Raw genomic sequence first — 14,650 nt, 5'->3', positions numbered from 1 at the left:
CGACGGCCCGCTGGTGATTCGGGTTCGTCAACGGGGGATCCACCCACTTCCACACCTGCCTGCAGCGGGCCGTGGTGAGAAGGTGGGCGTGATCATCATCCAGACGGTCAGTACCGATGCCCTGGAGAAGGGCATCGCCAAGGCCCGAAGCGCCCACATCCCCGTCTTCCTGACCTCGGTCGACGCCGATCCCTCCGCCATCCCGGGGGCGGTGGTCGTGGACCTGAAGGAGATGGGCGAGCTGGACGCCCGGTGGGTGGCCGACGACGCCGCCGGACGCCGGGTGCGGGTCGGAGTGGTCGCCGGGGCGCCCGGCGCGGCCTCCGACCTGCTCGTCGGCGGGTTCACCGAGGCGCTGCCGGCCAACGCGAAGGTGGTCGCCGACCAGCCTGGCATGTTCGACGCGGCCGAAGCGAAGAACGTCGCCGCGAGCATGATCAAGGCCCATCCCGACCTGGACTACGCGTTCGTCGCCAACGAGGAGATGGCCTTCGGTGTGCGCAAGGCGTTCGACGCGGCGGGGGCCACGGGTGTGCGGACAGTCACCGTCAACGGCACGGACGAGGGCCTGGCGGCCCTCAGGGACGGACGGTTCGTCGCCACGGTCTCCAACCCGGCCGCCGACATGGGGCAGTTGGCGGCGGGAAACACGATCGCCCTGCTGCGTGACGAGAAGGTGGACAAGATCGCCAAGGCGCGGATCCGGCTGGTCACCAAGGACAACGCGGATCTCGCGCCGCTGTACTGTCCCACGGACGACTAGGACGACGGCGAAGAGCTGGACGGCTCAGACGGCTCGGACGGCTGGGGTGTGACGGGCAGTCCCGCCGTCTTCCATGCCTGGAAGCCGCCGATCAGGTCCGTCGCCCGGTGCAGGCCCAGCTGATGCAGGGAGGCGGCGGCCAGGCTGGAGGCGTAGCCCTCGTTGCAGATCACCACGACCTGGAGGTCGTGGCCGGTGGCCTCCGGAGTCTTGTGGCTGCCCTGTGGGTCCAGGCGCCACTCCAGTTCGTTGCGCTCGATGACGAGCGCACCGGGTATCACCCCGTCCCGCTCGCGCAGCGCCGCGTAGCGGATGTCGACGAGCAGGGCCTCGCCGGTGTGCGCGGCGTCGTACGCCTCCTGCGCCTCGATGCGCCGGTAGCCCGCGCGCACCCGCTCCAGCAGCTCGTCGATCCCCACCGGACGCGGCTCCACGGGTTCGGTGCCGTTCACTGCCAGTCCTCGGGGCGCTCGACCTGCTCCAGGCGCAGCACCTGCCCGGCGCGGCTGTAGCGGCGGATCCGCGGCAGCGGCGGGTAGTAGGCGTGGACGGAGACCGCGTGGTGCTCGGTGGACTCGTTGAGCACCTCGTGGACGTGGTCGCGGCCGAAGGAGCGGCCCTTCCCGGCCGGCAGCCGGCGCTCGCGGTCGACGCCCTCGGAGAGTTCCAGGGTCTTCCAGCCGTCGGTGGGCAGCCGCGTGGCCAGCGAGTTCTCCTTCAGCTCACCGGCGGCGGTGAGGAAGGCGCCGACCGACTCGGCGTGATCGTGCCAGCCGGTGCCGGTGCCGGGCGGCCAGCCGATCAGCCACGCCTCGCTGCCGGCGGGGCCGTCGAGCCGTACCCAGGTGCGGCCCTCGGGGTCGAGCGGGAGCGAGGCGATCAGCTCGGCGTCGGCGGCCGTACGCCGGACGAAGTCGAGGAGGTCCGCCTGGGTGGGCGCGGCGCCGGGTGCGGGGGCGGACGAGGAAACGGAGGACGACGAGAGAGAGGCAGACACGTGCACCGATCCTGATGAGGGTTCGCAGAAGCGGGCGCAGACGGCGCCCGGAGAGAGAAGAGGAATGCGAAGTCAGCAGGACGGAAGACACACGCAGCCCGCATAGCGGACCAGGTCCACATGGACCTTCCGCCACAGGCGCACAGTGGTGTCGTTCACGATGCGGAGTACACCACGCCGGTGCGGGCCGGTCAACTCACCGTCAGCATGTGGACCGTCGGCACGCGGACCGCCCGGTCACCGCGTGGCGGAGCCGGCCTCCGCCCCCGCCTCCGCACCGGCCCTCGGTTCCGCCTGCTCGCTCCTCTCCCGGTCCTTGCCGCCCAGCGTCGCCTCGGCCGCCGCGTACAGGTCGGCCGGGCGGACCCCGTTGAGGGCGGTGACCAGGTGGCCGTCGGGGCGCACGAGCAGCACCGTGTGGGCCGGGGCGCCCGGGTAGGCCTCGGCGACCAGCAGCTCGGCGGGGTGCGGCAGCGCGGTCACGGCCGCCGCGAGCCGGGGCATGATCCCGGCGGAGACCCAGTGCTTGCGGTCCCACACCCCCGTACCGGGCGCGATCAGGACGACGAGCAGCGCGCCGCGGCCGAGGCGGGAGCGCAGCTGCACGAAGGTGCCGTCCTCCGCGGTGACCCGGACATCGGTGACCGGTGTTCCCGGCGGGGTGTCGACCGGGATCTCGTGCTCCAGGTGCCGGGGGGCGAGGGGTGAGTCGGCGTACGCCCCCGGCGCACCGAGCGGACCGTGCCCCAGGTGACCTTCGGTGAGGAGGGCGTCGTGCCCCCGGGACGCGCCGGGGACGAACCCGCGCAGCCCGCCACCGCCGCGCAGCACCGGCAGCGCCTGGTCGGCGGCGCGCAGCCGGGCGGCGACCACCGCGCGCCGCTCGGTCTGGTAGCTGTCGAGGAGCGCCTCGTGCGGGCCGTGGTGCCAGGCCGGGGCCAGTTTCCAGGCGAGGTTGTCGACGTCGCGCAGCCCCTCGTCGAGGCCGTGCGTCCCCAGCGCGCCGAGCAGGTGCGCGGCGTCCCCGGCGACGAACACCCGGCCCACCCGCCACCTGCGGGCGAGGCGGTGGTGCACGGTGTGGACGCCGGTGTCGAGCAGGTCGTACGGCGGTGTGGTGCCGCCCGTCCAGCCCGCGAGGGTCTCGCGGATCCGGGCCACCAGCAGCTCGGGCGTGACGAGGTCCTTGCCGGGCGGCAGCAGCCAGTCCAGGCGCCACACGCCGTCCGGGAGCGGGCGGGCGGTCACCTCCCCGGCCGAGGGCCCGGACGTCCGCCACGGCGGGGTCCGATGGAGCAACGCCTGACCGGGCCAGGGAAGTTCCGTGCGCAGCGCGGCGACCGCGTGCCGTTCCACCGCGGTGCGGCCCGGGAAGCGGATGTCCAGGAGCTTGCGCACGGTCGAGCGGGGTCCGTCGCAGCCCACCAGGTAACTGCCACGCCACCAGGTGGCCCTGGGGCCGCGGGTGTGCGCGGTGACTCCGGAGCGCTCCTGTTCGACGGCGTCCAGGCGGCTGTCGGTGGCGATCCCGACCAGCGGTTCGTCGGCGATCGCGGCGCGCAGGGCGTTGGTCAGCACGTGCTGCGCGAGGTGCAGCGGGGACGGCTCGTCGGCGTCGTCGAAGACGACCTCGCGCAGCACCTGGCGGCGCCGCATCGACCGCCAGCCGGTCCAGCGGGTGCCCAGCTCCTCCAGCGGGGCGCCGGACAGGCGTGTCACCAGGGCGGCGGTGTCCTCGCGGAGCACCACCGTGCGCGCCGGGCGCGGCTCGTCGTTGCCCGGGCCCTCGTCCAGGACGACGGACGGCACCTCCTGGCGGGCCAGCGCCAGGGCGAGCGTGAGCCCGACGGGCCCCGCTCCGACGATGATCACCGGGTCCACGGCGCGGCGCCCCCTGCCCGTACGTACGTCCCGACGGACACAGTTGAACAGATTGTTGGAGCAGGGTGCACGATCACAGAACGTATGCAACAGACTGGGCGGCAGCGGGTCAAGCGGCGCACCCGGGGACACGTCAGCATGGCGGGCGCGCGGAGGTCGTGATGCGGGCGAAAACGGTGGAGGCAGCGGTCGTGGGACCGCTGCCTCCGTGTGGGTCGTTCGGGTCGACCGGGAGTCAGGCGTCGGCTCCGCCCGCCCCGGACGCGACGGTGCCGCCGATCTCCGCCGCGTTCAGGTCGTTGACGTCCTCGGCGCCCAGCACCGCGCCGGTGCCCCGCTTGCTGCGCCGCAGCCGCTTCTCCAGCCAGGAGGCGAACGTGGTGAGCGCGAGGTTCAGCACGATGAAGATGACCCCGACGACGACGAAGCTGGGGATGACGTTGGCGTAGTTGGCGGCCAGCGTGCCGCGTGCCGTGAGCAACTCCGTGAACTGCAGCATCACACCGCCCAGCGCGGTGTCCTTCACGACCACCACGAGCTGGCTGACGATGGCCGGCAGCATCACGGTGACCGCCTGCGGCAGCAGGATGCCGGTCATCGTCTGCCCCTTGCGCAGCCCGATCGCGTACGCCGCCTCCGTCTGCCCCTTGGGGAGCGCGAGGACGCCGGCCCGCACCACCTCGGCGAGCACCGAGGCGTTGTAGAGCACCAGGCCGGTGACGACCGCGTACAGCGGCCGTTCGTCGCTGCCGACGTCGGTGGAGCGGACGTAGAACTCGTTGGCGAACAGCATCAGCAGCAGGACCGGGATCGCGCGGAAGAACTCCACGACCCAGGCGGCCGGTATCCGCACCCAGGCGTGGTCGGACATGCGGGCGATGCCGAAGACCGCGCCCAGCGGGAGGGCGATGACCATGGCGAGCGCCGCGGCCTTGAGCGTGTTGCCGAGGCCCGGCAGCAGGTACGTGGTCCACGCCTCGGAGGTGGTGAACGGCTGCCAAAGGTCCCACTTGAGCTGGCCCTTGTCGTCCATCTTCTGCCAGACCCACCAGACCGCGAGGGCGAGGAGCAGGACGAAGGCGACGGACAGGACCACGTTGCGCCGCTTGGCGCGGGGCCCGGGGGTGTCGTACAGGACGGAGCTCATCGCTTCACCGCCAGGCGCTTGGCGAGCCAGCCGAGGAACAGGCCGGTCGGGAGGGTCAGGACGACGAAGCCGAAGGCGAAGACCGCGCCGATGGCCAGCGTCTGGGCCTCGTTCTCGATCATCGTCTTCATCAGGGCGGCGGCCTCGGCGACGCCGATCGCGGCCGCCACCGTGGTGTTCTTCGTCAGCGCGATCAGGACGTTGGCCAGCGGGCCGATCACCGCGCGGAAGGCCTGTGGCAGCACGATCAGCCGCAGGCTCTGCGAGAAGTTCAGCCCGATCGCGCGGGCCGCCTCGGCCTGCCCGACGGGCACGGTGTTGATGCCCGAGCGGATCGCCTCGCAGACGAAGGCCGCGGTGTAGGCGGTCAGGCCGAGCACCGCGAGGCGGAAGCCCTGGACCTTGAAGTCGGAGGCGCCCAGCGTCATGCCGAAGATGTCGGCGAGGCCGAGCGAGGTGAAGATGATGATGACGGTCAGGGGGATGTTCCGGACGATGTTGACGTAGGCGGTGCCGAATCCGCGCATCAGCGGGACCGGACTGACCCGCATCGCGGCCAGCAGGGTGCCCCAGACCAGGGAGCCGACGGCCGAGAGGACGGTCAGTTCCACCGTCGTCCAGAACGCCCCTAGGACGTCGTAGCCTTGAAGAAAGTCGAACACGATTTCCCGCGCTTCCGGGTGTGTGGCGTACGTGGAGGGCATGGCGCGCCGCCGCCGGGGAAGCGGTGGCGGCGGCGCGCGCGAGGAACCGCGCGATGGGCTGCCGGGTCCCTGCGTCGGCGGATCCCCGCACCCGATGCGGGGGCGGGTTCCGCTGTGCGCGAAGCCTTACTTGACGATCACGCCGATCTTCGGGGCGGGCTCGTTCTTGTAGTCGGCCGGCCCGAAGTTCTTGGTGACGGCCTTGTCCCAGGAGCCGTCGCCGACCATCTTCTCCAGCGCCTTGTTGATCTTGTCGACGGTGGTGGAGTCGCCCTTCTTGACGCCGATGCCGTAGTTCTCGTTGCTCAGCTTCAGACCGGCGAGCTTGAACTGGCCCTTGTACTTGTCCTGCGCGGCGAAGCCCGCGAGGATCGAGTCGTCCGTGGTCACCGCGTCGACGGAGCCGCTCTGCAGGCCGGCGATGCACTCCGAGTAGGTGCCGACCTCCTTGAGGTTGGCCTTCGGGGCGATCGTCTGCTGGATGTTCTGCGCCGAGGTCGAACCCGTCACGGAACACAGCTTCTTGCCGTTGAGGTCCTCGCCCTTGGCGATGGTCGAGTCCTTCTTGACCAGCAGGTCCTGGTGGGCCAGCAGGTACGGGCCGGCGAAGTCCACCTTCGCCTTGCGCTCGTCGGTGATCGAGTAGGTGGCCGCGATGAACTTCACGTCGCCGCGCGCCAGGGCGTTCTCCCGGTCGGCGCTCTTGGTCTGCACGAACTCGATCTGGTTCGGCTTGTAACCGAGCTGGCCGGCGACATAGGTGGCCACGTCGACGTCGAAGCCGGAGAAGGAACCGTCGGGCTCCTGGAGGCCGAGACCGGGCTGGTCGAACTTGATGCCGACCTTGATCTTGCCGCCGCCCGAGGAACCGCTGTCGTCCTTGTCGCCGCTGCCGCACGCCGTGGCGGACAGGGCGAGCGCGAGCACGGCGGCCGAGGCGGCGGTGACCTTGCGGAGCTGCATGATGAACATCCCTCGTTTTGGTGAAGACGGCTGTGGAGACGGCCGTGGAGACGGCTGTGCGGACGGCTGTGCGGGCGTCAGCGGGGACGTCCGTGGAGACGTCGGTGAAAAAGAAGCGGGGCCTGCCGTGCCTCAGTGGTGCAGGATCTTCGACAGGAAGTCCTTGGCCCGGTCGCTGCTCGGGTTGCTGAAGAACTGGTCCGGGGTGGCCTGCTCGACGATCCGGCCGTCGGCCATGAAGACCACCCGGTTCGCGGCCGAGCGGGCGAAGCCCATCTCGTGGGTGACCACGATCATCGTCATGCCGTCCCTGGCCAGCTGCTGCATGACCTCCAGGACCTCGTTGATCATCTCCGGGTCGAGAGCCGAGGTCGGCTCGTCGAAGAGCATGACCTTCGGGTCCATGGCCAGCGCCCGTGCGATGGCGACGCGCTGCTGCTGGCCGCCGGAGAGCTGCGCGGGGTACTTGTCGGCCTGGGCGCCCACGCCGACCCGGTCGAGCAGGGCGCGGGCCTTCTCCTCGGCCTGCTTCCGGTCCGCCTTGCGGACCTTGACCTGCCCGAGCACCACGTTCTCCAGCACCGTCTTGTGCGCGAAGAGATTGAAGGACTGGAAGACCATGCCGACGTCGGCGCGCAGCCGGGCCAGCTCCCTGCCCTCCTGGGGCAGTGGCCTGCCGTCGATGGTGATCGATCCTGAGTCGATGGTCTCCAGGCGGTTGACGGTGCGGCACAGCGTGGACTTGCCGGACCCGGAGGGCCCGATCACCACCACGACCTCACCGCGGGCGATCGTCAGGTCGATGTCCTGGAGCACGTGCAACGCCCCGAAGTGCTTGTTGACGTTCTTCAGGACGACCAGTTCGCCGGTCGCGGCCACGTCCTGCTCGGCCACCGATACTTCGGTCATCGCTTTCGGGCTCCGTCCTCCTCGGTTTCGGAGGAATGTATTGAGAGCGGATGACCAGCGTCATTACATCTGAGCGAGATCTGAGCATCACGATCCGGTAGCAGCCGGACACGGGTCGTAGCTCGGGCCGTGGCCCGGGTATCGGCCGCGTAACGGAACCCGCCCGTCACCGGAACCCACTTGACGCCGTCGGCGTCCATCAGCGTGACTGCTCCTCGTGCACGCGCGTGCACGCTTTCTACAACGCGTGGGTTCAGCGCAGGCGAGCCGACGACGAACCACGACCGTACGACCGCTGAACCGGAGGGGGCCGGGATGAGACTGCTGCTCGTCGAGGACGACAACCACGTCGCCGCCGCGCTCTCCGCTGTCCTGGCCCGGCACGGGTTCTCCGTCACCCACGCCCGCAGCGGCGAGGAGGCACTCCGCGCCCTCGTCCCCGAGAGCGACGGCTACGACGTCGTCCTGCTCGACCTCGGCCTGCCCGACCAGGACGGCTACGAGGTGTGCGGCAAGATCCGCAAGCGCACCAGCACCCCGGTCATCATGGTGACGGCCCGCTCCGACGTCCGCTCCCGCATCCACGGCCTCAACCTCGGCGCCGACGACTACGTGGTGAAGCCGTACGACACCGGGGAACTGCTCGCCCGGATCCACGCCGTCAGCCGGCGCACCCACCACGAGGACGGCCAGGGCGGCGGCGACAGCGCGCTGCGGCTCGGCGCCGTCCGCATCGAACTGCCCACCCGTCAGGTCAGCGTGGACGGCAAGGTCGTCCAGCTCACCCGCAAGGAGTTCGACCTGCTGGCGCTGCTCGCCCAGCGGCCCGGCGTGGTCTTCCGCCGGGAGCAGATCATCAGCGAGGTCTGGCGCACCAGCTGGGAGGGGACCGGCCGCACCCTGGAGGTGCACGTCGCCTCCCTGCGCGCCAAGCTGCGCATGCCCGCGCTCATAGAGACCGTACGTGGCGTGGGCTACCGGCTCGTCGCCCCGGCCGGGTAGCGGGGACGGGTGCGCACCCGCCTCCTTCCGCTGCTCATCGTCCTGATGGCGGCCGTGCTGCTCGCGCTCGGCGTTCCGCTCGCCGTCAGCACGGCCTCCGCGCAGCAGCAGCGGGTCGTCGTCGACCGCATCGACGACACCGCGCGGTTCGCCGCCCTCGCCCAGTTCGTGACCGACACCCCCACCACCGCGCGCCCCACGAGCACGGACGACCGCCTGGAGACCCTCCGCCGCGAACTCGCCAGCTACTACGGCGTCTACGGCATCCGTGCGGGCGTCTTCTACCGGAACGCGTCCTCCATGGCCAACGCGCCCGACGACTGGGTGCTGCCGACGACCGGAGAGGTCCGGGAGGCCTTCGACGAGGCCCTGCTCAGCCGTCGCAGCCACGATCCCGCGCAGGTGTGGCCCTGGCAGCGCAGCCGGCTGGTGGTGGCCTCACCGGTGATCCGGGACGGCGACGTCGTCGCCGTGGTGGTCACCGACTCGCCCACCGGCCCGATGCGTTCCCGCACCCTGCGCGACTGGCTGGTCATCGGCGCGGGCGAGTGCACGGCGATGCTGCTCGCCGTCGGCGCGGCGCTGCGGCTGACCGGGTGGGTGCTGCGGCCGGTAAGGGTGCTCGACGCCACCACGCACGCGATCGCCAGCGGCCGCCTCAAGTCCCGGGTTGCGGCGGCCGGCGGCCCGCCGGAACTCAGACGGCTGGCCCGGGCGTTCAACGAGATGGCGGACAACGTCGAGGACGTGCTGGAGCAGCAGCGGGCCTTCGTCGCGGACGCCTCCCACCAGCTGCGCAACCCCCTGTCCGCGCTGCTGCTGCGCATCGAGCTGCTCGCCCTCGAACTGCCCGAGGACAACGAGGAGATCGCCTCGGTCCGTACCGAGGGCAAGCGGCTCGCACAGGTCCTGGACGACCTGCTCGACCTGGCGCTGGCCGAGCACGCGGAGGCGGAGCTGATGACGACCGACCTCGGCAGGCTGGCCGAGGAGCGGATCGCCGCGTGGGCGCCGGCCGCCGCGGCGAAGGGGGTCCGGCTGACCGGGGACTGCACGCCGACCACCGGGTGGGCCGACCCGGTCACACTGTCCAGCGCACTGGACGCGGTGATCGACAACGCGGTGAAGTTCACGCCGGAGGGGGGTGCGGTGGAGGTGACCGTGAGTGCCGCGGGTGGCGTGTCGACGATCGTGGTGACCGATACCGGGCCGGGGCTGACGGACGAGGAACTCGCGCGCGTGGGGGACCGGTTCTGGCGGAGCGGGCGGCATCAGAACGTGAAGGGGTCGGGGCTGGGGCTGTCGATCACGCGGGCGTTGCTGGCTACGGGAGGAGGGGCGATCGGTTACGAGCACCGTGAGCCGCAGGGGTTGCGGGTGACTGTGTCCGTGCCGCGAGGCCGGTGAGAGACGGGTGGGCGCGGTGGTGTCTCGGGTGCCGGTGCGTGGGGGTTGCTCGCACAGTTCCTCCCCAGCCTTCGGCCGGGGGTACCCCCAGCGCCCCTTTCGGGGCGCTGCGGTCGGGGTGCTGCACAGCTATGGCTTCACCGAGCGGTAGTAGCGGCGCGCGCCCTCCTGCAACGGCAGCGGGTCCGTGTAGATCGCCGTGCGCAGGTCCACCAGCTGGGCCGAGTGGACGTGGTTGCCGATGTCGTCGCGGCTCTTGATGACCGTGCGGGTCACCCACTCGGTGAGCCGCGGGTCGACGTCCTTGCGCGTGATCAGGACATTGGACACCGCGATCGTGGGCACCGTCGTGCCCTGCTGCACGGACGGGTACGCCGACTCCGGCATGTTGGTCGCCCGGTAGTACAGCGAGGCCGCGCCCTCCGTGTGCAGCCTGCCGACGAGGCTCTCGCCGATCGGGACGAACGTGAAGCTGAACTGCTTCGCCAGGTCCAGCAGCCCCTTGGTCGGCAGGCCGCCCGACCAGAAGAACGCGTCGATCTTGCCGCGCCGCAACTGGTCGGGGCCGGTGTCTATGCCGTCGGACACCGGTGTGATGTCCTTCGCCGGGTCCACCCCTGCGGCCCTGAGCACCCGGTCGGCGATCAGCCGCACCCCCGAGTTGGGCAGCCCGATCGCCACCCGCTTGTGGCGCAGCTGTGCGACACCGGTGATGCCCGAGTCGCCGGGCACCACGAGCTGGACGTAGTCGTCGTAGAGCCGGGCCACCCCGCGCAGCCGGCCGGCGTCCTGGCCGCCGTTCAGTTCGTACGTCTCCACCGCGTCGGCCGCCGCGATGGTGAAGTCGGCGTGGCCGGTCGCCACCCGCCGTACGTTCTCGTACGACCCGTTGCTCTGCACCAGCTTCACCTTCAGGCCGGGCATGTCCTTGCGCAGCTCGGTGCGCAGCCGTTCGCCGTACTCCTGGTAGACGCCGCGCAGCGTCCCGGTGCTGAAGACGATCGTCCCGGTCGGCGGCTTCTCGCCGAGCGGCAGCAGCCACCACAGCAGCAGGCCGAACGCGACGACGCCGGCGGTCGCGCACTGGAGGGCGCGGCGTCTGCCGATACGCGGGAGCAGCTTGGACATGCGCGCGATCCTGCCAGCCGGTCACCGTCCTGACCAGGGCCGGGGTCGGGTCCTGGGCCGGGGTGGAGTCGTGACCAGGGCCGGGGCGGGGCCGGGACCGGGGAAGGGGCGGGGGCCCGGCGGCGGACCGGGGTTGTCAGTGGCGGGCGCTAGAGTCGTTCGCATGACCAGTTCCGTCCCCGGTGCCCCGGCCGGCACCTCGCCCGCCCGGCTCGTCCGGGAGTTCCACCACGCCTTCGGCCTGGCCGCCCGCACCACGCCGGCCGAGGTCTCTCCCGAACTGGCCGCGCACCGCGGGGAGCTGCTCGCCGAGGAGGCCGCGGAGGTCGCCGAGGTCGCGGTCGAGGGGCCTCTGGACCGGCTCGCGCACGAACTGGCGGATGTGGTCTACGTGGCGTACGGCACCGCGCTGGTGCACGGGATCGACCTCGACGAGGTGCTCGCCGAGATCCACCGGTCCAACATGAGCAAGCTGGGGCCCGACGGGCAGGTGGCCCGCCGGGCCGACGGCAAGGTGCTCAAGGGGGAGCACTACCGGGCGCCGGACGTCTCGGCGGTGCTGCGCGGCCAGGGCTGGATACCGGGCGGCACGGCCTGACCCGAGGTCAGAGGGTGCCGCCCGCCAGCTTCCACTCGCGGTGCAGGGTGCCCAGCGGGATGCCCCGCTCCAGTACCGGTGTGCCGAAGACCGACAGCTGGAGACGGAGGGTGCCGGAGAGGTCGACACCGCCGTACAGGTTCCAGACGCCCTCGGCATCCGCACCCGGGGTCGCGGAGGTGGCGGTGACCGTGCCGGTGGCCTCACCGCGCAGGTACGGCGCCAGGTCGGCGGTGACGCCCACGCTGCCGTAGAGGCCGACGGAGGCCTCGGCGCCCAGCGTGGTCCGGACCCTTCCCGACGTGGCCACCGAGGTGCGCACCGGCGTGCTCGTCATGGTCGAGCTGCTGACCGGCGTCCAGCCCTGGGCCGTACCGAAGGTGCCGCCCGCCTTGAAGCCGCCCTTCAGGTTCTGCTCCACGTCGACCGTGATCCTGCCGTCGCCGCTCACCTGGAGATAGCAGGTCAGGTCGAGGTTGACGACGACGGGGACCGCGCCGACCTGGAGGACGGGGTCGGCGTGCAGTTTGGCGAACGGGATGCGCAGGGGGGTGGCGGTGGCCCCGGCCCGCCCCTTCACCGCCCAGCCGGAGGTCCAGTCGCCGGAGACGCCGAGGTAGGCGGAGCCGGGCGCGGTGCCGGTGCCCGCGCCGCCGTAGGCGAAGTCGACCTGCGGGGAGACCTGGACGAAGCCGGAGACCGAGGCCGCGGCAGAGGCCGGCGCACCGTCGGCGGCCGGCACCTCGGTGCTGACGTCCAGGCGGAGGCTGCCGAGCGGCACGGTGGCACCCTCGGGGCCGACGTGCACGTCACCGGTCCCGGACCAGGAGACCTTGACGTCCGGCAGCAGCTTGTCGACTTCGAAGGCGGCCGGGTCGACGGGCACGGTGCCCTTCGCGGTGTCGTCGCCGAGCAGCGCGTCGAGGGTCGCGGGCTCGGTCTGCACCTCGGTGCCGGCGTCGGTCTCGCCGAGCACCTTCGTCACCCTGGCGAGCAGCCCGTCCGGGGCACCGGGCGCCGGGGCGCTGGCGATGACGTCACCGACGGCGGCCTGCTGCGCGGAGGCCGAGGCCGAGGCCGATGCCGATGCGGTGGCCGACGGCGACGGCGCCGAGGGGCTCGGGGAGACGACGGGCGCGCCCGTCCTCCCCCGGCCCGTCGAACCCCCCTTCCCCGCCGGGGATATGACGGCACGTCGGGTCTTGCTGTCGTACGAGGTGACGGCGAGCGTGGTGCGGTGCGCCGGGCGGCCCGCACCCGCCGAGCCCGCGGCCGTGGTCGCGGCGGCGGCCGGTGCGGCGGCGACGGCAAGCGTCCTGCCGTCCGTGCGGGCGGGGGCGTCGGCGCCGTCGGAGACCTGGGCGGCCTCCCGTGCGCGGCCGTCGGCGGCGGCCTGGTGCGGTGGCGAGGAGCAGCCGGTGGCGAGCAGGAGGGCGGTCACGGCGAAGCCGGGCAGGAGGGCGTGCCCGAGCCTTGTGCGTCTGCGCAAGGTCAGTCCTGAGGGTGGGGGGTGACGAAGAGACACCGATCGTGGTTACCGACGGGTAGAACCGGCCGGTAACTCGGTGTGGCCCCGAGCATGCCACGCCCACGGCACAGGCTCCCCACGATTCGGCCACACCTCGACGTGACCTGAACCACGGCGACTTCAGGCCGCCGTGGCCGTATCCACCGACGCCGGCGACAGACCCTGAGACGGGCCAGGAGCAGGACCAGGACCAGGACCAGGTGCCGGACCCGGTGTCAGTCCTGGCGCTGCGCGGCCGCCCGGCGCTGCCGCTTGCTCAGAGGTGCGTGGGAGAGGTCCTCCGCGCTGGACCTGAGGTTCTTGTGGCCGTACCCGCGCTCGGTGAGCCATGCGCGGGCCGCCTCCTCGGCGCGCTCGGTCGCCGCCAGGATGTCCTCCTCTTCCTCCCCGGTGTCCTGGAAGCGGAAGGTGAAGGCGGGGCGGGCGGTGATGTCGTAGCTGAGGTGGCCCCCGGGCGTGAAGGCCGCGCGCAGCACGTCGTGCTCGGCGGCGCGGGAGAGCAGCTCGGCGCGTTGCCCGGCGCTGAGTCCGTCGAAGACGCCGCGGACGGTGATGCGGAAGGTGCGGGTGGTCATGGCGCGACCCTAGGCAGGACGGAGCGCACCGCTCCACCGCATTTCCGGCGGCCGCCGGACAGCCCCTAGCCGCCGACCTGCCCGAGCCGGAGGTTCCAGCGGCCGGGTCCGCCGGTGATCTCCGTCGCCGACAGGGGCGGGACGTCCACGCGCCAGAACGCGGCCTCGGGCGCCCCCAGCGCGTGCAGCACCATGGCCCGCACCACCTCCGGCTCCACCACGGCGATCGTCCTGCCGACGGTCAGTCCGGTCCGGCCCAGCCAGCCGGTGACCCGCGCGCACAACTCCCGTACCGATTCCCCGCCGTGCGGGGCGGCCCCCGGGTCGGTCAGCCACTGGAGCAGCGCGTCGGGCTCGGCGGTGCCGACCTCCTCCAGCGTCCGCCCCCGCCAGCGCCCCGCGTCCAGACCCGCCAACTCGGGCTCCACCGAGGTGTCGAGGCCCAGCGCGGCCGCCGTCTCCCGGCAGCGCACGCCCGGCGAGCTGACCTCCGCGCCCGCGGCGGGCAGGGACAGCGCCACCGCCTCGGGCTTCTCGATCGAGTCGCCGTCGTCGAAGCGGGCCCGCCGCAGCGAGGGCGTGATGGCGGGGGCCACGAGGATGACTCGGCAGGTCACGGGGGAAGTTCCTCCTCGGTCGTTCGACGTGCGCGGGCGACGGCGGGTACCGGACGGGCATGACGGTACGCCGTTCGCCGCCCACGCCAGGAGCCGACCAAGGCTTCGCGCACACCGGACATCGCGGTGTTCACGCCGTTCCCGCCGGGTGCCTGGCGCCGCGCAGGGCCCGGGAGAGGCCCAGGGCCGCGGTCCGTACGGCGGGGGCCAGTTGTGCCGGGCGGAAGCGACCGCAGGGCACGGCCACCGAGAGCGCCGCGACCGCGGTGGGACCGGCGAAGACGGGGGCCGCGATGCAGCTGACCCCCGGCGCGGCCCGGACACCCGGGCGATCCTGGTCGAGGTGGGGCGCCGCAAGCTGGTCGGCTGGCAGGGGGACATGATCACCGACATCGCCCTGGACCTCGCCGGGAGCCGCTGACGCCCGATTG

16 protein-coding genes and 2 pseudogenes are annotated in these 14,650 nt (G+C 72.2%); 5 read left to right on the top strand and 13 right to left on the bottom strand.

All coding sequences use genetic code 11. The features are described from left to right. Positions 1-88: 88 nt before the first annotated feature. Positions 89-763, top strand: coding sequence for a sugar ABC transporter substrate-binding protein (locus AB0472_RS25290; protein ID WP_366359221.1), 675 nt, complete (start codon positions 89-91; stop codon positions 761-763). On the opposite strand, the gene AB0472_RS25285 is transcribed toward AB0472_RS25290, so the two are convergent. From AB0472_RS25285 to AB0472_RS25250, 8 genes are all read right to left on the bottom strand, one after another. Then, entirely contained in the window at positions 760-1,215 is a 456-nt protein-coding gene (locus tag AB0472_RS25285; RefSeq protein WP_366359219.1) for a rhodanese-like domain-containing protein, read from the bottom strand. The genes AB0472_RS25290 and AB0472_RS25285 overlap by 4 nt on opposite strands. Then, on the bottom strand, positions 1,212-1,760 hold the full coding sequence (locus AB0472_RS25280) for a cysteine dioxygenase (RefSeq protein WP_366359218.1): 549 nt from the start codon (positions 1,758-1,760) through the stop codon (positions 1,212-1,214). Before AB0472_RS25280 ends, AB0472_RS25285 begins: the two co-directional genes overlap by 4 nt. A gap of 72 nt (positions 1,761-1,832) precedes the next feature. Next, positions 1,833-1,904: a putative leader peptide gene (locus AB0472_RS25275; protein WP_311737274.1), complete on the bottom strand. Its 72-nt coding sequence runs from the start codon at positions 1,902-1,904 to the stop codon at positions 1,833-1,835. 93 nt (positions 1,905-1,997) lie between these two features. Further along, positions 1,998-3,641, bottom strand: coding sequence for an FAD-dependent monooxygenase (locus AB0472_RS25270; protein WP_366359216.1), 1,644 nt, complete (start codon positions 3,639-3,641; stop codon positions 1,998-2,000). A gap of 235 nt (positions 3,642-3,876) precedes the next feature. Continuing rightward, positions 3,877-4,788, bottom strand: a complete 912-nt coding sequence (locus tag AB0472_RS25265) for an amino acid ABC transporter permease (protein WP_366359214.1) — start codon at positions 4,786-4,788, stop codon at positions 3,877-3,879. Then, positions 4,785-5,450 (bottom strand): amino acid ABC transporter permease, encoded by a 666-nt coding sequence (locus tag AB0472_RS25260; RefSeq protein ID WP_362598307.1) that lies wholly within the window; start codon positions 5,448-5,450, stop codon positions 4,785-4,787. Before AB0472_RS25260 ends, AB0472_RS25265 begins: the two co-directional genes overlap by 4 nt. 168 nt (positions 5,451-5,618) lie before the next feature. Then, positions 5,619-6,455 carry a glutamate ABC transporter substrate-binding protein gene (locus tag AB0472_RS25255; RefSeq protein WP_366359212.1) on the bottom strand — a complete coding sequence of 279 codons (837 nt, stop codon included), beginning with the start codon at positions 6,453-6,455 and terminating at the stop codon, positions 5,619-5,621. A gap of 132 nt (positions 6,456-6,587) precedes the next feature. Further along, positions 6,588-7,364: an amino acid ABC transporter ATP-binding protein gene (locus AB0472_RS25250; protein ID WP_366359210.1), complete on the bottom strand. Its 777-nt coding sequence runs from the start codon at positions 7,362-7,364 to the stop codon at positions 6,588-6,590. Between the two features lie 315 nt (positions 7,365-7,679). Between AB0472_RS25250 and AB0472_RS25245 the strand changes: the two genes are divergently transcribed. Together AB0472_RS25245 and AB0472_RS25240 are read left to right on the top strand one after the other, a co-directional pair. Next, entirely contained in the window at positions 7,680-8,366 is a 687-nt protein-coding gene (locus AB0472_RS25245) for a response regulator transcription factor (protein ID WP_366359208.1), read from the top strand. Between the two features lie 9 nt (positions 8,367-8,375). After that, the gene (locus AB0472_RS25240; RefSeq protein ID WP_366359206.1) at positions 8,376-9,773 is read left to right on the top strand and encodes a HAMP domain-containing sensor histidine kinase; all 1,398 of its coding nucleotides are present in this window, start codon (positions 8,376-8,378) and stop codon (positions 9,771-9,773) included. A gap of 129 nt (positions 9,774-9,902) precedes the next feature. On the opposite strand, the gene AB0472_RS25235 is transcribed toward AB0472_RS25240, so the two are convergent. After that, a complete protein-coding gene (locus AB0472_RS25235; protein ID WP_366359205.1) occupies positions 9,903-10,901 on the bottom strand; it encodes a TAXI family TRAP transporter solute-binding subunit in 999 nt (332 codons plus the stop codon). A gap of 163 nt (positions 10,902-11,064) precedes the next feature. Between AB0472_RS25235 and AB0472_RS25230 the strand changes: the two genes are divergently transcribed. Next, on the top strand, positions 11,065-11,499 hold the full coding sequence (locus tag AB0472_RS25230) for a MazG nucleotide pyrophosphohydrolase domain-containing protein (protein WP_366359203.1): 435 nt from the start codon (positions 11,065-11,067) through the stop codon (positions 11,497-11,499). A 7-nt stretch (positions 11,500-11,506) separates the two neighbouring features. Here AB0472_RS25230 and AB0472_RS25225 read toward each other — a convergent pair whose 3' ends face one another. The 4 genes and pseudogenes from AB0472_RS25225 to AB0472_RS25210 all read right to left on the bottom strand — a co-directional run. Next, on the bottom strand, positions 11,507-12,988 hold the full coding sequence (locus AB0472_RS25225) for a hypothetical protein (RefSeq protein WP_366359201.1): 1,482 nt from the start codon (positions 12,986-12,988) through the stop codon (positions 11,507-11,509). A gap of 254 nt (positions 12,989-13,242) precedes the next feature. Then, entirely contained in the window at positions 13,243-13,602 is a 360-nt protein-coding gene (locus AB0472_RS25220) for a DUF6204 family protein (RefSeq protein WP_366359199.1), read from the bottom strand. Between the two features lie 65 nt (positions 13,603-13,667). After that, the gene (locus AB0472_RS25215) at positions 13,668-14,219 is read right to left on the bottom strand and encodes a histidine phosphatase family protein (protein WP_366359197.1); all 552 of its coding nucleotides are present in this window, start codon (positions 14,217-14,219) and stop codon (positions 13,668-13,670) included. Between the two features lie 130 nt (positions 14,220-14,349). Next, positions 14,350-14,535, bottom strand: a pseudogene (locus AB0472_RS25210) (IclR family transcriptional regulator C-terminal domain-containing protein); the annotation flags it as partial. Here AB0472_RS25210 and AB0472_RS25205 point away from each other — a divergent pair. After that, positions 14,512-14,640: pseudogene (locus AB0472_RS25205) on the top strand (4-hydroxy-2-oxovalerate aldolase); the annotation flags it as partial. The pseudogenes AB0472_RS25210 and AB0472_RS25205 overlap by 24 nt on opposite strands. Positions 14,641-14,650 lie beyond the last annotated feature (10 nt).

Source organism: Streptomyces sp. NPDC086777 (genome assembly GCF_040702065.1).
Taxonomy (GTDB): domain Bacteria; phylum Actinomycetota; class Actinomycetes; order Streptomycetales; family Streptomycetaceae; genus Streptomyces.
The sequence above is the reverse complement of the archived record's forward strand: the minus strand, read 5'-3'. Positions and strand labels throughout refer to the sequence as shown.